Genomic DNA, 18,194 nt, shown 5'->3' with positions numbered 1-18,194 from the left:
CTGTCGGCCCGTCGCGTTGTCAGTGGTGACCGATACTGTGCTGATCAGCCGTTCTTCCGCTGGGGAGAACGGGTGAGCGAACAGTGAGGGGCGACATGCGGGTGCTGGGAGTGGACCCCGGACTGACCCGGTGCGGGATCGGGGTCGTCGAGGGGGCCGCGGGCCGCCCGCTGACCATGCTCGGCGTCGGTGTCGTGCGTACGGCCGCCGACACGGAGATCGGCCCCCGGCTGGTCGCCATCGAGCAGGGCATCGAGGCATGGATCGACGAACACCGGCCCGAACTCGTCGCGGTGGAGCGGGTGTTCGCCCAGCACAATGTGCGTACGGTCATGGGCACCGCCCAGGCCAGCGCGGTCGCCATGCTCTGCGCCTCCCGCCGTGGGATCCCGGTCGCCCTGCACACCCCCAGTGAGGTCAAGGCCGCCGTCACCGGCAGCGGCCGGGCCGACAAGGCGCAGGTCGGCGCGATGGTCACCCGGCTGCTGCGGCTGGACGCCCCGCCCAAACCGGCCGACGCCGCGGACGCCCTCGCGCTCGCGATCTGCCACATCTGGCGCGCCCCCGTGATGAACCGCCTCCAGCTGGCGCACGCGGCGGCCCGCTCCCGTATCCCCCCCACCGCTTCCGTACGGAAGGTCACGCGATGATCGCTTTCGTCAGCGGCCCGGTCGCCGCCCTCGCCCCGACCACGGCGGTGATCGAGGTCGGCGGCGTCGGCATGGCCGTCCAGTGCACCCCCGGGACGCTCGCCGCGCTCCGCGTCGGCCAGGAGGCCAGACTCGCCACCTCACTGGTCGTCCGGGAGGACTCCCTCACCCTGTACGGCTTCGCGGACGACGACGAACGCCAGGTGTTCGAGCTGCTCCAGACCGCCAGCGGCGTCGGGCCCCGGCTGGCACAGGCGATGCTCGCGGTGCACAGCCCGGACGCGCTGCGGCTCGCGGTGTCCACCGGGGACGAGAGGGCGCTGACCGCCGTCCCCGGCATCGGCAAGAAGGGCGCCCAGAAGCTCCTGCTCGAACTGAAGGACAGACTCGGCGCGCCGGCCGGTACGACGATCGGCCGCCAGGCGGCCGGCGGCACGGGCCCCACCGCCTGGAGCGACCAGCTGCACGCGGCCCTGATCGGCCTCGGCTACGCCCCTCGCGAGGCCGAGGAAGCGGTCGCGCTGGTCGCCCCCCAGGCCGAGGCCGCCCTGGCCGAAGGGGCCCAGCCCCCCGTGCCCCGGCTGCTGCGCGCCGCGCTCCAGAGCCTGAACCGAACGCGTTGAGCGGCCCCGGCCGCCCCTTCCTTCCCCGAGGTGAATCAGAGTGAACTGGGACGACACCAGCGGCGAGACCATGGCGCCGGAGGAGCCGGCCGAGCGGCTCGTCGGCGCGTCCGCCGACGGTGAGGACCAGGCCGTCGAGGCGGCGCTGCGCCCCAAGTCGCTGGGCGAGTTCGTGGGGCAGGAGCGCGTCAGGGAACAGCTCGACCTGGTGCTCAAGGCGGCCCTGGCGCGCGGCGCCACCGCCGACCACGTGCTGCTCTCGGGGGCGCCCGGACTCGGCAAGACCACCCTCTCCATGATCATCGCGGCCGAGATGAACGCGCCGATCCGGATCACCTCGGGCCCCGCCATCCAGCACGCGGGCGATCTCGCCGCGATCCTCTCCTCCCTCCAGGAGGGCGAGGTCCTCTTCCTCGACGAGATCCACCGCATGTCCCGGCCCGCCGAGGAGATGCTCTACATGGCGATGGAGGACTTCCGGGTCGACGTCATCGTCGGCAAGGGCCCCGGCGCCACCGCCATCCCCCTGGAGCTGCCGCCCTTCACCCTGGTCGGCGCCACCACCCGGGCCGGTCTGCTGCCGCCCCCGCTGCGCGACCGCTTCGGCTTCACCGGCCACATGGAGTTCTACGAGAGCGCCGAGCTGGAGCGGGTCATCCACCGTTCGGCCCAGTTGCTCGCCCTGGAGATCGACGCGGACGCCGCCGCCGAGATCGCGGGACGCTCCCGGGGCACGCCCCGTATCGCCAACCGGCTGCTGCGACGCGTGCGCGACTACGCACAGGTCAAGGCCGACGGATACATCACCCGTGAGGTGGCCTCCCTCGCCCTCGGGGTGTACGAGGTCGACGCGCGCGGCCTCGACCGGCTCGACCGGGCCGTGCTCCGGGCCCTGCTCACCCTCTTCGGCGGCGGGCCCGTGGGGCTGTCGACCCTGGCCGTGGCCGTGGGCGAGGAGCGCGAGACGGTGGAGGAGGTCGCGGAGCCCTTTCTCGTACGGGAGGGACTGCTCGCCCGGACCCCGCGCGGCCGGGTCGCCACGCCCGCGGCCTGGTCCCACCTCGGGCTCGTACCGCCGCGGCAGCCCCCGGGGGCGGGGGGACAGCGTGGCCTGTTCGGAGCGTGAGGGCGGAGCGACGGCAAGGACACGCGGCCGGTGCGGAACCCGGGTGCGATGCTGGGCGTTGTTCCAATGATGCGGACTCGCTTAGACTCCGCCGATGCCGCACCTACAGGTCGGTATGCCCACCCCCGTATATCAGGCCGCCGGACAGCGCGGTCGTGCGAAGGAAGTTCCCTTCCGTGAATCTCGTGACCCTTCTCCCCTTCATCGTGCTCATCGGGGCCATGTTCCTGATGACCCGGTCCGCCAAGAAGAAGCAGCAGGCCGCGGCGCAGATGCGCAACGAAATGCAGCCCGGCACCGGAATCCGCACCATCGGTGGCATGTATGCCACCGTCAAGGAGGTGCACGAAGACATGGTCGTGCTGGAGGTCGCTCCCGGCGTGCACGCCGTCTACGCGAAGAACGCGATCGGCGCGGTGCTGGAGGACGACGAGTACAACCGCATCGTGCACGGTGACGACGGGCTGGACGACGACGCCCCGGTCGTCCCGGACGACGCTTCCTCGCTGATCGACCCCGCTGACCCGGACACCGCGGACGGTGCAAGGATCGACCTGGGCAAGAAGCCCGAGGCCGCCGAGGTCAAGGCCGCCGACGCCGAGGACGCCCCTGCCGACGAGGCCAAGGCCGAGAGCAAGGACGGCAAGGCCGACGGCGACACGGGCACCAAGTAGCGGTACGCGTGCCGAGGGGCCGTTCCACGGCCACTGACGGCTCATGGTCGCGCTGATTTCTGCGGGGCAGGTCCCCACAACACTTCGTGGCCGCTCCGGAGCACACCCGGCGATGGGGCGGTTGGACAGGGAGAAACGAGAAGGTGGCAGCACCCAATAAGGGCCGCAGGCAAGCGGGGTCCCCAGGCAGGCCAGGGCGGACCCTGGCACTGTTCCTGATTGCCATGGTCGCCCTCACCGGCGGGATGTTCTGGTCCGGTCATGTCACGCCACGTCTGGGGATCGACCTCGCGGGCGGGACGAGCATCACGCTCCAGGCGAAGAACACGCCGGGCAAGCCGAACGCGATCAACAAGACCAACATGGACACCGCCGTCTCGATCATCGAGCGGCGTGTCAACGGTCTTGGTGTCTCCGAGGCAGAGGTGCAGACCCAGGGCGCTGAGAACATCATCGTCAATATCCCCAAGGGGACCAACGAGAAGCAGGCCCGTGCGCAGGTCGGCACCACGGCCCAGCTCTACTTCCGGCCCGTGCTGACCGTCGCGCCCGGCGCCCCGGCCGCCGCACAGCCCTCCGGCAGCCCCTCTCCCTCCCCGAGTGCCTCGGCGGGCAAGGACAAGGTGGAGAACGCGGACCCGTCCGCGGAGCCCTCCGCCAGCTCCACCACCCAGGGCCGGGCCGTCACGGACGCCCTGAAGAAGGACGAGACGCCCACGCCGAGCGCGAGCGCCTCCGCCAAGGCGGACTCCGCCAAGGCGGCGTCCCCGACGCCGACGCCGTCCGGCTCGGCCTCCCCCGATCCCGCCAGCGAGGCCCTCGCCAGGAAGTTCGAGAACCTGGACTGCACCAACCAGGCCGCGCGCACCGAGGTCAACCTGGGAGCCACTCCCAAGGACACGATCGTGGCCTGCGGGAAGAACTCCGCGGACGAGTGGGAGAAGTACGTTCTCGGCCCGGCCGAGCTGGAAGGCACCGACGTCGCCGACGCCAAGGGCGTGCTGGACCCCCAGCGCGGCATCTGGATCGTCCAGATGGACTTCACCAGCGCCGGTACGAAGAAGTTCGCCGCGATCACCGGCAAGCTCGCCCAGCAGCAGCCCCCGATGAACCAGTTCGGCATCGTGCTCGACGGCAACGTCGTCTCGGCGCCCTCGGTGACCACCCAGCTCGGAGCCAACGCCGAGATCTCGGGCAGCTTCACCCAGACGTCCGCCCAGGACCTGGCCAACATCCTGTCGTACGGCGCGCTGCCGCTCAGCTTCGAGGAGCAGAGCGTCACCACCGTCACCGCCGCGCTCGGCAGCGAGCAGCTCCAGGCGGGTCTGATCGCCGGCGGCATCGGTGTCGCCCTGATCGTCATCTACCTGGTGGCCTACTACCGGGGCCTCTCCGCCATCGCGATCCTCAGCCTCATCGCCTCGGGCATCCTGACGTACACGATCATGTCCCTGCTCGGCCCCGCCATCGGCTTCGCGCTGAACCTGCCGGCGGTCTGCGGCGCGATCGTCGCCATCGGTATCACCGCGGACTCGTTCATCGTGTACTTCGAACGGGTCCGGGACGAGATCCGCGAGGGGCGTACGCTCCGGCCCGCCGTCGAGCGCGCCTGGCCGCGTGCCCGCCGTACGATCCTGGTCTCCGACTTCGTGTCGTTCCTGGCCGCCGCGGTGCTGTTCCTCGTCACCGTCGGAAAGGTCCAGGGCTTCGCGTTCACCCTCGGTCTGACCACCCTGCTCGACGTGGTCGTGGTGTTCTTCTTCACCAAGCCGGTGATGACACTCCTCGCCCGTACGAAGTTCTTCTCCAGCGGCCACCCGTGGTCCGGACTGGACCCGGTGCGGCTCGGTGCCAGGCCGCCGCTGCGCCGGTCCCGTCGTGTCAGCGCCCCCACCGACCCGAAGGAGGCGTGAGATGTCGCGACTCGGCGCACTCGGCGCCCGGCTCTACCGCGGTGAGGTCGGCTACGACTTCATCGGGAAGCGCAAGTTCTGGTACGCGATCTCGATCCTGATCACCATCACGGCCATCGTCGGCCTGGCGGTGCGTGGTCTCAACATGGGCATCGAGTTCAAGGGCGGCGCAGTCTTCACCACCCCGAAGACGAGCGCCTCCGTGACCCAGGCCCAGGCCTACACGGAGGAGGCGTCCGGACACGCCGCCATCGTCCAGAAGCTCGGCAACGGCACGCTGCGGATCCAGGTCACCGAGCTGGACACCAAGCAGTCCGACGTGGTGAAGACCAAGCTCGCCAAGGACCTGGACGTCAACGAGGCGGACATCACCGCCGACCTCGTCGGCCCGAGCTGGGGCGCGACGATCGCCAACAAGGCGTGGACCGGTCTGGGGATCTTCATGGTCCTGGTGGTGATCTATCTGGCCATCGCCTTCGAATGGCGGATGGCCATCGCCGCCCTGGTCGCGCTGATCCACGACATCACCATCACCGTGGGTGTGTACGCGCTGGTCGGCTTCGAGGTCACACCGGGCACGGTGATCGGTCTGCTGACCATTCTCGGTTACTCCCTCTACGACACGGTCGTCGTCTTCGACAGCCTCAAGGAGGGGTCGAAGGACATCACCAAGCAGACCCGCTGGACCTACAGCGAGATCGCCAACCGCTCGATCAACAGCACGCTGGTGCGGTCCATCAACACCACCGTGGTCGCCCTGCTGCCGGTCGGCGCGCTGCTCTTCATCGGCGGCGGCTTCCTCGGCGCGGGCATGCTGAACGACATCTCGCTCTCGCTCTTCGTCGGCCTCGCGGCCGGCGCGTACTCCTCGATCTTCATCGCCACCCCGCTCGTCGCCGACCTCAAGGAACGCGACCCGCAGATGATCTCGCTGAAGAAGCGGATCCTCGCCAAGCGGGCGACCGCCGCGGCCAAGGGCGAGTCGGCAGAGGAGGCGGAGGAGGTCTACGCGGACGGCCCGGAGGACGAGGACGCCGAGGCAGCGGCCGCCGTGGGCGGCCAGCGGGGCAGGGACGGCCGCGGCCGTCCCTCCGGCTCGGGAAGGCGCCGATGACCGACGCCAGTACCCGGGAACTGCTGCTCAGCCGCATCCGTGACGTCGAGGACTACCCGAAGCCGGGCGTGGTCTTCAAGGACATCACCCCGCTGCTCGCCGACCCCAAGGCCTTCACGGCGCTGACCGACGCGCTCGCCGAGCTGTGCGTACGGTTCGGCGCGACGAAGATCGTGGGCCTGGAGGCCCGCGGCTTCATCCTGGCCGCCCCCGTGGCGGTCCGGGCCGGCGTCGGGTTCATCCCCGTACGCAAGGCGGGCAAGCTCCCGGGCGCGACGCTCTCGCAGTCGTACGACCTGGAGTACGGCTCCGCGGTGATCGAGATCCACGCCGAGGACCTGGACCACCACGACCGCGTCCTCGTCATCGACGACGTCCTGGCCACCGGTGGTACGGCCGAGGCATCCATCGACCTGGTCCGGCGGGCCGGCGCCGAGGTCGTGGGCGTCGCCGTCCTGATGGAGCTGGGCTTCCTCGACGGCCGCGCCAGGCTGGAACCCGCACTGCGCGGGGCCCCGCTGGAGGCCCTGATCACGCTCTGAGCGGCCTTCCGGCACACGAGGGCGGGCACCCGGGACCACCGGGTGCCCGCCCTCCGTCGTGCCGTGTCCGGGGCGGGGGCCAGGATCCCTGGGGCGAGAGGGACGCCCGAGGTCGATACCATGGAACCTCCGGGCCTGACCGGGGGACCTGGATCCGCATGAGGAGCGCCCCTTGCCAGACGAGGTTCAGCCACTGGGCGCCGCGAGGCCCGATCGCTCTGACGACCGGGCCGCGGCGGCGCCAGCCGTGCCGCAGGACAAGGCCACCGCGGGGGAGCGGGCCGCGCGTCCGCCGGCGGAGCCCGTCACGCCTCCCGAGCGCCCCGTTCCGCCCGCCGTCGCCCCCAGGACGGGTGCCACGGCCGCGTCGCGGTCCGGCGGGTCGTCCAACCGGGTCCGGGCCAGGCTCGCCCGGCTCGGGGTGCAGCGGTCCTCCCCGTACAACCCGGTCCTCGAACCGCTGCTGCGCACCGTACGGATCAACGACCCCAAGATCGATACCGCGACGCTCCGGCAGATCGAGAACGCGTACCAGGTCGCCGAGCGCTGGCACCGCGGCCAGAAGCGCAAGAGCGGCGACCCGTACATCACCCATCCGCTCGCCGTGACGACCATCCTCGCCGAGCTGGGGATGGACCCGGCCACGCTGATGGCGGGGCTGCTCCACGACACCGTCGAGGACACCGAGTACGGCCTCGACACCCTGCGCCGGGACTTCGGCGACCAGGTCGCGCTGCTGGTCGACGGCGTCACCAAGCTGGACAAGGTCAAGTTCGGCGAGGCCGCGCAGGCCGAGACCGTACGCAAGATGGTCGTCGCCATGGCCAAGGACCCGCGGGTCCTGGTCATCAAGCTCGCCGACCGGCTGCACAACATGCGCACCATGCGCTTCCTCAAGCGGGAGAAGCAGGAGAAGAAAGCCCGCGAGACGCTGGAGATCTACGCGCCCCTGGCCCACCGGCTGGGCATGAACACCATCAAGTGGGAGCTGGAGGACCTCGCCTTCGCGATCCTCTACCCCAAGATGTACGACGAGATCGTCCGGCTGGTCGCCGAGCGCGCCCCCAAGCGCGACGAGTATCTGGCCATAGTGACCGACGAGGTCCAGTCGGATCTGCGCGCGGCCCGGATCAAGGCCACTGTCACCGGACGGCCCAAGCACTACTACAGCGTCTACCAGAAGATGATCGTCCGGGGCCGGGACTTCGCGGAGATCTACGACCTGGTCGGCATCCGGGTCCTCGTCGACACGGTCCGTGACTGCTACGCGGCGCTCGGCACCGTCCACGCCCGGTGGAACCCGGTGCCGGGGCGGTTCAAGGACTACATCGCGATGCCCAAGTTCAACATGTACCAGTCGCTGCACACGACGGTCATCGGGCCCAACGGCAAGCCGGTCGAACTCCAGATCCGTACGTTCGACATGCACCGCCGCGCCGAGTACGGCATCGCCGCGCACTGGAAGTACAAGCAGGAGGCCGTGGCCGGCGCCTCCAAGGTCCGTACCGATGTGCCCAGAAGCGTGGGCCGGGGTGCCAACCAGGACACCGTCAACGACATGGCGTGGCTGCGCCAGCTGCTGGACTGGCAGAAGGAGACCGAGGACCCCAGCGAGTTCCTGGAGTCGCTCCGCTTCGACCTGTCGCGCAACGAGGTCTTCGTCTTCACGCCCAAGGGCGATGTCATAGCGCTGCCGGCCGGCGCCACCCCCGTCGACTTCGCGTACGCCGTGCATACGGAGGTCGGCCACCGGACCATAGGAGCCCGGGTCAACGGGCGGCTCGTACCGCTCGAATCGACGCTCGACAACGGCGACCTGGTGGAGGTCTTCACCTCCAAGGCGTCCGGCGCCGGTCCCTCGCGCGACTGGCTGGGCTTCGTCAAGTCGCCCCGGGCCAGGAACAAGATCCGCGCGTGGTTCTCCAAGGAGCGCCGCGACGAGGCCATCGAGCAGGGCAAGGACGCCATCGCGCGCGCCATGCGCAAGCAGAACCTGCCGATCCAGCGCATCCTCACCGGCGACTCGCTGGTCACGCTCGCGCACGAGATGCGCTACCCCGACATCTCGTCCCTGTACGCGGCGATCGGCGAGGGCCATGTGGCCGCGCAGGGCGTCGTACAGAAGCTCGTCCAGGCGCTCGGTGGCGAGGAGGCCGCCAACGAGGACATCGCGGAGGACTCCCCGCCCTCGCACGGACGCGGCAAGCGCCGCTCCAGCACCGACCCCGGTGTGGTCGTCAAGGGCGTCGACGACGTCTGGGTCAAGCTCGCCCGCTGCTGTACGCCCGTCCCCGGCGACCCGATCATCGGCTTCGTCACCCGGGGCAGCGGTATCTCCGTCCACCGGGCCGACTGCGTCAACGTCGACTCGCTGTCCCAGCAGACCGAGCGGATCAAGGAGGTCGAGTGGGCGCCCACCCAGTCCTCGGTCTTCCTGGTCGCCATCCAGGTCGAGGCGCTGGACCGCTCCCGGCTGCTGTCGGACGTCACCCGGGTCCTCTCCGACCAGCATGTGAACATCCTGTCCGCCGCCGTCCAGACCTCCCGCGACCGGGTCGCCACCTCGCGCTTCACCTTCGAGATGGGCGACCCCAAACACCTCGGACACGTCCTGAAGGCGGTACGGGGCGTGGAGGGCGTCTACGACGTCTACCGGGTCACCTCGGCGCGCAGGCCGTAGCCACGGGGCCGGATCACGCCACGGAACGCCGGAGGGGCTTCCCGTACATCTCCTGTACGGAAAGCCCCTCCGGCGTCAGCGCCCGACCGTTCTCGGCTCTCTCAGCCGCCGAACTCCTGGAGGCCCTTCAGTGCCTGGTCCAGCAGCGCCTGGCGGCCCTCCAGCTCCTTGGAGAGCTTGTCCGCCCGGGAGTTGTTGCCCGCCGCGCGCGCCGTGTCGATCTGCGTGCGCAGCTTGTCGACGGCCGCCTGGAGCTGACCGGTCAGACCCGCGGCACGCGCCCGCGCCTCCGGGTTCGTCCGGCGCCACTCGGTCTCCTCGGACTCCTGGAGAGCCCGCTCGACCGCGTGCATCCGGCCCTCGATCTGCGGCTTGGCGTCGCGCGGCACATGGCCGACGGCCTCCCAGCGCTCGTTGAGCGCGCGGAAGGCGGCCCTGGCGGCCTTGAGGTCCGTGACCGGAACCAGCAGCTCGGCCTCGGCCGCGAGCTCCTCCTTGAGCTTCAGATTCTCGGTCTGCTCGGCGTCACGCTCGGCGAAGACCTCGCCGCGCGCCGCGAAGAAGACGTCCTGGGCGCCGCGGAAGCGGTTCCACAGCTCGTCCTCGGCCTCGCGCTGGGCGCGGCCCGCCGCCTTCCAGTCCGTCATCAGCTCGCGGTAACGGGCCGCGGTCCCGCCCCAGTCCGTGGAACCGGACAGCGACTCGGCCTCCGCTACCAGCTTCTCCTTGGCCTTGCGGGCCTCCTCGCGCTGCGCGTCGAGCGCCGCGAAATGCGCCTTGCGGCGCTTGGAGAACGCCGAGCGCGCGTGCGAGAAGCGGTGCCACAGCTCGTCGTCGGACTTCCGGTCCAGCCTCGGCAGGCCCTTCCAGATGTCCACGAGCGCGCGCAGCCGCTCACCGGCCGACCGCCACTGGTCGCTCGCGGCCAGCTCCTCGGCCTCGACGACCAGCTTCTCCTTGGCCTCGCGCGACTCGTCGGTCTGCTTCGCCCGCTGGGCCTTGCGCTCCTCACGACGCGAGTCGACCGTCGCCACCAGCGCGTCGAGCCGCTCGCGCAGCGCCTCGAGATCGCCGACGGCGTGGTGCTCGTCCACCTGCGTCCGCAGATGGCCGATGGCCGTCGTCGCGTCCTTCGCCGACAGGTCGGTGGTCCTCACCCGCCGTTCGAGGAGGCCGATCTCGACAACCAGGCCCTCGTACTTGCGCTGGAAATAGGCCAGAGCCTCCTCCGGAGAGCCTGCCTGCCACGATCCGACGACCTGCTCACCCTCGGCCGTCCGCACGTACACGGTGCCCGTCTCATCGACACGGCCCCACGGGTCGCTGCTCACAGCGTCTCCTCCACCTGATGTCCGTGGGGGCAGAACCCCCCGGGCATCATCCACAGTTTCCTGGGGCGGGCCGCGCCCGCCCTGCACGACGCCAATCTAGGCGACCGGCCACCCGGCTGTCCGCACTCAGCGCGGCCGAAATTCACAGGGTCACGCCTTGTCGACCGTGACCTTCTCCACGGTGACGGCCTTCTTGGGCGCGCCGTCGCTCGCGCCGCCCTCGACCCCGGCCTTCCCCACGGCCTCCACGATCTTCAGGCTCGCGGCGTCCATGGTCCCGAACGGCGTGTAGGCGGGCGGGAGTTTGGTCGCCTTGTAGACCAGGAAGAACTGGCTGCCACCGGTGTGCGGCTGGCCGGTATTGGCCATCGCCACCGTGCCCGCCGGATACGTGACGGAGCCGTCCGCGCCCGCCTTGCCGAGGGCCGTCAGATTCTCGTCCTCGATCGTGTAGCCCGGACCGCCCGTCCCGTCGCCCTTCGGATCGCCGCACTGGAGCACGAAGATGCCCTGGGTGGTCAGCCGGTGACACTTCGTGTCGTTGAAGTAACCTTTGCTCGCGAGGGAGTTGAAGGAGTTCACCGTGTGCGGTGTCTTCTTGGCGTCCATCGCGATCGAGATGTCACCCTGGTTCGTCTTGAGCTCCATGGTGTACTTCGCCGTTTTGTCGATCGTCATCTTCGGCTCGGGCGCGCTGCTCTCGCTCGCCGACGGGGACGGCGACGCGGTCGCCTCGGCCGCGGCGTCGCTCCTGTCCTCGCCACCGGACCGGTTGGCCAGGGCGTACGCGCCACCGCCCCCGATCACCGCCACCGCCAGCGCGGACGCGATGACCGCGTTGCGGCGCTTCGCCTTCTTCCGGGTCTCGACTCGCCGCTGCTGCTGCCGCTCGAACTTCTCCCTGGCGAGCTGCCGCCGCCGCTGATCGTTGTTGACCACCGGGTCTTCTCCTCGAATCTCGACTGCTTCGGGCATCTGGCCCCGTACGGTATATGGGTTGGCTGTGGAATGAGGAGCGCCGGTAGGCTTCTGATCTGCCGCATTCTCCCGATGGATCACCCGACGGCCTCCCGCCGGGTGACATATACGGACGACATATAAGGACGATCGTGCTCATTGCCGGGTTCCCCGCCGGGGCCTGGGGGACCAACTGTTATGTGGTCGCCCCCGCCGCGGGCGAGGAGTGCGTGATCATCGACCCCGGCCATCAGGCCACCCAGGGCGTCGAGGAAACGGTGCGCAAGCACCGGCTCAACCCCGTCGCGGTGATCCTCACCCATGGCCATATCGACCATGTGGCCTCGGTCGTCCCGGTGTGCGGAGCACACGACGTACCGGCATGGATCCACCCCGCGGACCGCTACATGATGAGCGACCCGGAGAAGGCCCTCGGCCGCTCGATCGGGATGCCGCTGATGGGCGAGCTGACCGTGGGCGAGCCCGACGACGTGCGCGAGCTGACCGACGGCGCCGCGCTGGCGCTGGCGGGGCTGGAGTTCACCGTCGCGCACGCGCCCGGCCATACGAAGGGGTCGGTGACCTTCGCGATGCCCGAGGCGGCCGGGGCGGACATCCCGCCGGTCCTCTTCTCGGGCGATCTGCTGTTCGCCGGCTCCATCGGACGCACCGATCTGCCCGGCGGCGACCACGCCGAGATCCTCGACTCGCTGGGCCGGGTGTGCCTGCCGCTCGACGACTCGACCGTGGTGCTGTCCGGCCACGGTCCCCAGACCACCATCGGCCGGGAGCGGGCCACCAATCCGTATCTGAGACATGTGGCCACCGGCTACGGAAGCGGCCCGGGAGCCGCTCCGCGACGAGGAATGTGAAGCACCGATCTCCATGAGCACTTTCCAGGCGCCCAAGGGCACCTATGACCTGATCCCGCCCGTCTCCGCGACCTTCCTCGCGGTACGGGAAGCGATCTCCGCGCCGCTGCGGAACTCCGGCTACGGCTATATCGAGACCCCCGGCTTCGAGAACGTCGAGCTGTTCGCGCGCGGGGTCGGCGAATCCACCGACATCGTCTCCAAGGAGATGTACGCCTTCGAGACCAAGGGCGGCGACCGGCTCGCGCTGCGCCCCGAGGGCACCGCCTCCGTGCTGCGCGCCGCGCTGGAGGCCAACCTCCACAAGGCCGGATCGCTGCCGGTCAAGCTCTGGTACTCCGGCTCGTACTACCGCTACGAGCGCCCGCAGAAGGGCCGCTACCGCCACTTCTCCCAGGTCGGCGCCGAGGCGATCGGCGCGGAGGACCCCGCGCTCGACGCCGAGCTGATCATCCTGGCCGACCAGGCGTACCGCGCGCTGGGGCTGCGGAACTTCCGTATCCTGCTCAACTCCCTCGGCGACAAGGAGTGCCGGCCCGTCTACCGCGAGGCGCTCCAGGGCTTCCTGCGCGCCCTCGACCTGGACGAGGAGACCCGCCGCCGGATCGAGATCAACCCGCTGCGGGTCCTCGACGACAAGCGCGCCGACGTCCAGAAGCAGCTCGTCGGGGCGCCGCTGCTGCGCGACCACCTGTGCGACGCGTGCACGGCGTACCACGACGAGGTCAGGGAGCTGCTGACCGCGGCGGGCGTCACGTACGAGAACGACGAGAAGCTCGTCCGCGGCCTCGACTACTACACCCGTACCACCTTCGAGTTCGTCCACGACGGCCTCGGCGCGCAGTCCGCGGTGGGCGGCGGCGGGCGCTACGACGGGCTCTCCGAGATGATCGGCGGCCCGGCGCTCCCGTCGGTCGGCTGGGCGCTCGGAGTGGACCGTACGGTGCTGGCGCTGGAGGCCGAGGGCATCACGCTCGACCTGCCGAGCACCGTCGGCGTGTTCGCGGTGCCGCTGGGCGAGGAGGCCAGGAAGGTGCTCTTCGGCGTCGTCACCGAGCTGCGCAGGGCGGGGATCGCCGCCGACTTCTCGTACGGCGGGCGGGGGCTGAAGGGCGCGATGAAGAACGCCAACAGGTCCGGCGCCCGGTACACGATCGTCGCGGGCGAGCGCGATCTCGCCGAGGGCGTGGCACAGCTCAAGGACATGGAGACCGGCGAGCAGATGCCGGTGGCGCTCGACGCGCTGGTGACGGAGGTGACACGGCGGCTCGGCTGAGCTTCTGTACGGAGGCGGCGGGGCCCGGACATGTGTCCGTCCGGCCCCGCCGTCGTTCCTTATCCGGAGCGAACGGTGCGCACAGGGGCCTTTGCGGCACAATGAGCCTGCCCCATCGGCCCCACAGTGATGAACGGCGATTCGACATGGCGAGTGAAACGGTTGACGACGTCTCCTCCGACCGGAGGGAGGGGGACAGCGCGGGGACGACCGGTGGCAGCCGGGCGCTGGCGCTGCTGCTGATCATCACCGGCGCGGCCGGACTGCTCGCGGCCTGGGTCATCACCATCGACAAGTTCAAACTGCTGGAGGACCCGGGCTTCACCCCCGGATGCAGTCTGAACCCGGTGGTCTCCTGCGGGAACATCATGAAGAGCGCGCAGGCGTCGGTCTTCGGCTTCCCCAACCCGATGCTCGGGCTCGTCGGCTACGCCGTGGTGATCTGTGTCGGCATGGGACTGCTGGCCGGGGCGCGCTACCGCCGCTGGTTCTGGCTCGGGCTGAACGCGGGCGCGCTCTTCGGCGTCGGGTTCTGCACCTGGCTCCAGTACCAGTCGCTGTACAACATCAACTCGCTCTGCCTCTGGTGCTGTCTGGCCTGGGTCGGCACGATCATCATGTTCTGGTACGTCACGGCCCACAACGTCCGCACCGGCGCGATCCCCGCGCCGTCCTGGCTGCGCGGCTTCCTCGGGGAGTTCGCCTGGCTGCTGCCCGCGGTGCACATCGGGATCATCGGCATGCTGATCCTGACCCGCTGGTGGGACTTCTGGACCAGCTGATCCCGCCGCCGGACTCGGCCGGGGGCCGCCGCCGGAGCGGCTGAGTCCCGCCGCGCCCGGCGGCGCTGTCAGTGCTCTGGCATAGGCTCCACCCGTGGAGCCAGACCTCTTTACGGCAGCGGCCGAAGACCGCCAGGAGAAGGACCCGTCCAGCAGCCCGCTGGCCGTCCGGATGCGCCCGCGCGTCCTCGACGAGGTCGCCGGCCAGCGCCATCTGCTGAAGCCGGGCGCCCCGCTGCGCCGACTGGTGGGGGAGGGCGGCGGCCCGGCCGGACCCTCGTCGGTGATCCTCTGGGGCCCACCGGGCACCGGGAAGACCACCCTGGCCCATGTCGTCTCGAAGGCGACCAACAAGCGCTTCGTCGAGCTGTCCGCGATCACCGCCGGGGTCAAGGAGGTCCGGGCCGTCATCGACGGCGCCCGCCGCGCCTCCGGTGGGTACGGCAAGGAGACCGTCCTCTTCCTCGACGAGATCCACCGCTTCAGCAAGGCGCAGCAGGACTCACTGCTGCCCGCCGTGGAGAACCGCTGGGTGACCCTCATCGCCGCGACCACGGAGAACCCGTACTTCTCGATCATCTCCCCGCTGCTCTCCCGCTCCCTGCTGCTCACGCTGGAGCCGCTGACCGACGACGATCTGCGCGGGCTGCTGCGGCGCGCGCTCAGCGAGGAGCGCGGGCTCGGCGGCGCGCTCACCCTGCCCGAGGACTCCGAGGCGCATCTGCTGCGGATCGCCGGGGGCGACGCCCGGCGCGCGCTGACCGCGCTGGAGGCCGCGGCGGGCGCCGCGCTCGACAAGGGCGAGGCGGAGATCGCCCTGACCACGGTGGAGGAGACGGTCGACCGGGCGGCGGTGATGTACGACCGCGACGGCGACCAGCACTACGACGTGGCGAGCGCGCTCATCAAGTCGATCCGCGGGTCCGACGTGGACGCCGCGCTGCACTATCTGGCCCGGATGATCGACGCGGGGGAGGACCCCCGGTTCATCGCCCGGCGGCTGATGATCTCGGCGAGCGAGGACATCGGTCTCGCCGACCCGGCGGCGCTGCCGCTCGCGGTCGCCGCCGCCCAGGCCGTTGCCATGATCGGCTTCCCGGAGGCGGCGCTCACCCTCGCCCACGCCACCATCGCGCTGGCCCTCGCCCCGAAGTCGAACGCGGCGACGACCGCGATCGGGGCGGCGCTGGAGGACGTACGGAAGGGGCTGACCGGACCGGTCCCCGCGCATCTGCGGGATGGGCACTACAAGGGCGCGGCCAAGCTCGGCCATGCCCAGGGCTATGTCTATCCGCACGATGTGCCGGGCGGGATCGCCGCCCAGCAGTACGCCCCGGACGCGGTGCGCGACCTGCGGTATTACGAGCCCACGCGCTACGGCGCCGAGGCGCGCTACGCGGATGTGGTCGAGAAGGTACGGGAGCGGCTGCGCGGGGACGGCGGCTGAGCCGGGGTGGCGGGGCCGCCGTCCGTCCGGCCCGGCTATCGCGCCGCCGCGTCGAAGAGCGTGTGCATGGCGTGGCGGAGCCCGTTGATGTCGCGTACCGGCTCGGGGAAGTCGAAGCGCGCGTCGAAGCACTGGACACCGGTGAAGCGCACCCGCAGCCCGAAGCGGTCGACCGCGACCGGTACGGCGGCGGTGCCCGCCGGGTCGCCGGCCGGGGGCAGCTGTCCGCCGCGCTCGCCGAGCAGCTCGCGCAGGGACTGGACCTCCGCGCTGTGGGCGGAGTGCAGATGCTGGAGCAGCTCCGCCTCGTGCTCGGAGAGCGGGTCCGCGACGGCCGTGGCGAACTCCTCGGGCTCCACCGGCTCGGCGCCCCAGAGGTCGTCCACGCATGCCTCGCCGATCTCCAGGCGCAGCACCGTACGGCCGGGTTCCACCTGGTCGGGGCCGCGGGTCAGCCAGCCGGAGAGCCAGGCCCGGCCTCGGATACGGTGGGGTACGGAGACGGGCGCGACGTCCGTGATCTCCAGCACCGCGGTCAGCTCGTCGTCCTGTGCGTGGGTGGCCGCGCGGACCGCCGGGGAGTCGGCGGGGAAGACGAGGAACACCTCGCCGTCGGGGCCCACGGAGCGGTGGTCGGGCATCAGCTGGTAGGGCAGGGCTCCTTCCAGGCCCGGAATGATCAGTACGGCCGAGCATGTACTCTGTACGAGAGTTCGTGTGCGTTCGGCTGCTGACGGCATCCGATCGATTTCAAGCCCGCTGGGACGCGGCTGACCATGAGCTGATCGGACCTCCGTCGAATCGTCGCCCTTGTCACTCTCTGTGCGGGCGTCGAGGCTGCTGTCTGTGATGCGCGTGGTGTTCCCAGGGCGAGACATGCGATCTCCTTAAGTAAGGTGAGCCTAACCTAACCTACAACGGAGGTCTGGAGAACGTGCCTAACCAGTCGCGTCCCAAGGTCAAGAAGTCACGCGCGCTCGGTATCGCGCTGACGCCGAAGGCTGTCAAGTACTTCGAGGCCCGCCCCTACCCGCCGGGCGAGCACGGCCGCGGACGCAAGCAGAACAGTGACTACAAGGTCCGTCTGCTGGAGAAGCAGCGTCTGCGTGCCCAGTACGACATCAGCGAGCGCCAGATGGCCCGCGCCTACGACCGCGCCAAGAAGGCCGGCGGCAAGACCGGCGAGGCCCTGGTCGTCGAGCTGGAGCGTCGCCTCGACGCCCTGGTCCTGCGTTCGGGCATCGCCCGCACCATCTACCAGGCCCGTCAGATGGTCGTCCACGGCCACATCGAGGTCAACGGTGGCAAGGTCGACAAGCCGTCGTTCCGCGTCCGTCCCGACGACATCGTGATGGTCCGCGAGCGCAGCCGTGACAAGGTCCCCTTCCAGGTCGCCCGCGAGGGTGGCTACGACACGGACGGCGAGACCCCGCGCTACCTCCAGGTGAACCTGAAGGCGCTGGCGTTCCGTCTGGACCGCGACCCGAACCGCAAGGAAATCCCGGTCATCTGCGACGAGCAGCTGGTCGTCGAGTACTACGCCCGCTGATCCGGGCGCGGTAGCTCCACAGCGCTTCGGCCCGCCGCTTTCCCGCCCTTCCGGCGGGGGAGTCGGCGGGCCTTCGCCGTTCCCGGCCCGATCCGGCCGTGCCCACGGGGATATCCGGTACGGGGTGCCACCACCGGCGCGATAAGGTCGCAGAACGACTTTCCAGTCGCTTTCCAGATGACCGTCGACGATCAGGGAGCGGTGCGGCGTGACCGGTGGAGAGGTTGCCGGGATCCTGGTGGCCGTGTTCTGGGCCATCCTGGTCTCCTTCCTGGCCGTGGTGCTGGTGAGACTGGCGCAGACGCTCAGGGCGACCACCCGGCTGGTGGCGGACATCACCGAACAGGCCGTCCCCCTGCTTGCGGACGCGTCGGAGACCGTCCGCTCCGCACGGACCCAGCTCGACCGGGTCGACGCCATCGCCTCCGACGTCCAGGAAGTCACCTCCAACGCCTCGGCGCTCTCCACCACGGTCGCCTCGACCTTCGGCGGCCCCCTCGTCAAGGTCGCGGCGTTCGGTTACGGCGTACGGCAGGCCATGGGCCGCAGGGGAACGCAGACCACCGGGACCGGGCCGGCCGAGCCGGTGGCCCGCCGCACGGTGGTCGTCGGCCGCACCCTGCCGTCCCCCGGCCGCAGGAAGAAGAAGGGCTGACGC

At 70.3% G+C, this 18,194-nt stretch carries 17 protein-coding genes; 14 read left to right on the top strand and 3 right to left on the bottom strand.

Annotation, left to right across the window (positions count from 1 at the left end):
* Positions 1–95: 95 nt before the first annotated feature.
* The 8 genes from ruvC to ACIP8W_RS09385 all read left to right on the top strand — a co-directional run bounded on the left by ruvC (position 96) and on the right by ACIP8W_RS09385 (position 9,322).
* The gene (ruvC, locus tag ACIP8W_RS09420) at positions 96–650 is read left to right on the top strand and encodes a crossover junction endodeoxyribonuclease RuvC (protein WP_401949801.1); all 555 of its coding nucleotides are present in this window, start codon (positions 96–98) and stop codon (positions 648–650) included.
* The gene (gene ruvA / locus ACIP8W_RS09415) at positions 647–1,273 is read left to right on the top strand and encodes a Holliday junction branch migration protein RuvA (RefSeq protein ID WP_401949798.1); all 627 of its coding nucleotides are present in this window, start codon (positions 647–649) and stop codon (positions 1,271–1,273) included. Before ruvC ends, ruvA begins: the two co-directional genes overlap by 4 nt.
* 40 nt (positions 1,274–1,313) lie before the next feature.
* Positions 1,314–2,399, top strand: a complete 1,086-nt coding sequence (gene ruvB, locus ACIP8W_RS09410) for a Holliday junction branch migration DNA helicase RuvB (protein ID WP_401949795.1) — start codon at positions 1,314–1,316, stop codon at positions 2,397–2,399.
* 176 nt (positions 2,400–2,575) lie between these two features.
* Positions 2,576–3,073 (top strand): preprotein translocase subunit YajC, encoded by a 498-nt coding sequence (yajC, locus tag ACIP8W_RS09405; RefSeq protein WP_402151196.1) that lies wholly within the window; start codon positions 2,576–2,578, stop codon positions 3,071–3,073.
* Between the two features lie 143 nt (positions 3,074–3,216).
* Positions 3,217–4,986, top strand: a complete 1,770-nt coding sequence (secD, locus tag ACIP8W_RS09400) for a protein translocase subunit SecD (RefSeq protein ID WP_401949789.1) — start codon at positions 3,217–3,219, stop codon at positions 4,984–4,986.
* 1 nt (position 4,987) lies between these two features.
* A complete protein-coding gene (gene secF, locus ACIP8W_RS09395) occupies positions 4,988–6,100 on the top strand; it encodes a protein translocase subunit SecF (protein ID WP_401949786.1) in 1,113 nt (370 codons plus the stop codon).
* Positions 6,097–6,642: an adenine phosphoribosyltransferase gene (locus ACIP8W_RS09390; protein WP_401949783.1), complete on the top strand. Its 546-nt coding sequence runs from the start codon at positions 6,097–6,099 to the stop codon at positions 6,640–6,642. The genes secF and ACIP8W_RS09390 overlap by 4 nt, the downstream gene beginning before the upstream one ends.
* A gap of 172 nt (positions 6,643–6,814) precedes the next feature.
* Positions 6,815–9,322 (top strand): RelA/SpoT family protein, encoded by a 2,508-nt coding sequence (locus tag ACIP8W_RS09385; RefSeq protein WP_401949780.1) that lies wholly within the window; start codon positions 6,815–6,817, stop codon positions 9,320–9,322.
* 101 nt (positions 9,323–9,423) lie between these two features.
* Here ACIP8W_RS09385 and ACIP8W_RS09380 read toward each other — a convergent pair whose 3' ends face one another.
* Together ACIP8W_RS09380 and ACIP8W_RS09375 are read right to left on the bottom strand one after the other, a co-directional pair.
* On the bottom strand, positions 9,424–10,653 hold the full coding sequence (locus tag ACIP8W_RS09380; protein ID WP_401949777.1) for a DUF349 domain-containing protein: 1,230 nt from the start codon (positions 10,651–10,653) through the stop codon (positions 9,424–9,426).
* Between the two features lie 150 nt (positions 10,654–10,803).
* Positions 10,804–11,592, bottom strand: coding sequence for a peptidylprolyl isomerase (locus ACIP8W_RS09375; RefSeq protein WP_402202615.1), 789 nt, complete (start codon positions 11,590–11,592; stop codon positions 10,804–10,806).
* A 170-nt stretch (positions 11,593–11,762) separates the two neighbouring features.
* Here ACIP8W_RS09375 and ACIP8W_RS09370 point away from each other — a divergent pair, with 170 nt between their 5' ends.
* The 4 genes from ACIP8W_RS09370 to ACIP8W_RS09355 all read left to right on the top strand — a co-directional run bounded on the left by ACIP8W_RS09370 (position 11,763) and on the right by ACIP8W_RS09355 (position 15,987).
* Positions 11,763–12,482, top strand: a complete 720-nt coding sequence (locus ACIP8W_RS09370; protein WP_401949774.1) for an MBL fold metallo-hydrolase — start codon at positions 11,763–11,765, stop codon at positions 12,480–12,482.
* Between the two features lie 13 nt (positions 12,483–12,495).
* A complete protein-coding gene (hisS, locus tag ACIP8W_RS09365) occupies positions 12,496–13,758 on the top strand; it encodes a histidine--tRNA ligase (protein ID WP_401949771.1) in 1,263 nt (420 codons plus the stop codon).
* 146 nt (positions 13,759–13,904) lie between these two features.
* The gene (locus ACIP8W_RS09360) at positions 13,905–14,540 is read left to right on the top strand and encodes a vitamin K epoxide reductase family protein (RefSeq protein ID WP_401949768.1); all 636 of its coding nucleotides are present in this window, start codon (positions 13,905–13,907) and stop codon (positions 14,538–14,540) included.
* 94 nt (positions 14,541–14,634) lie between these two features.
* Entirely contained in the window at positions 14,635–15,987 is a 1,353-nt protein-coding gene (locus ACIP8W_RS09355; RefSeq protein WP_402202526.1) for a replication-associated recombination protein A, read from the top strand.
* A gap of 35 nt (positions 15,988–16,022) precedes the next feature.
* Here ACIP8W_RS09355 and ACIP8W_RS09350 read toward each other — a convergent pair whose 3' ends face one another.
* A complete protein-coding gene (locus ACIP8W_RS09350; RefSeq protein ID WP_401949762.1) occupies positions 16,023–16,727 on the bottom strand; it encodes a DUF2470 domain-containing protein in 705 nt (234 codons plus the stop codon).
* A 194-nt stretch (positions 16,728–16,921) separates the two neighbouring features.
* On the opposite strand from ACIP8W_RS09350, the gene rpsD reads away from it, so the two are divergent.
* Together rpsD and ACIP8W_RS09340 are read left to right on the top strand one after the other, a co-directional pair.
* Positions 16,922–17,536 (top strand): 30S ribosomal protein S4, encoded by a 615-nt coding sequence (gene rpsD / locus ACIP8W_RS09345; RefSeq protein WP_401949759.1) that lies wholly within the window; start codon positions 16,922–16,924, stop codon positions 17,534–17,536.
* 208 nt (positions 17,537–17,744) lie between these two features.
* Positions 17,745–18,191: a DUF948 domain-containing protein gene (locus ACIP8W_RS09340; RefSeq protein ID WP_401949756.1), complete on the top strand. Its 447-nt coding sequence runs from the start codon at positions 17,745–17,747 to the stop codon at positions 18,189–18,191.
* Positions 18,192–18,194 lie beyond the last annotated feature (3 nt).

Origin of the sequence: Streptomyces sp. NPDC088554 (assembly GCF_044752945.1) — a bacterium.
GTDB lineage: Bacteria > Actinomycetota > Actinomycetes > Streptomycetales > Streptomycetaceae > Streptomyces.
This window is presented reverse-complemented; position numbering and strand designations above follow the sequence as displayed.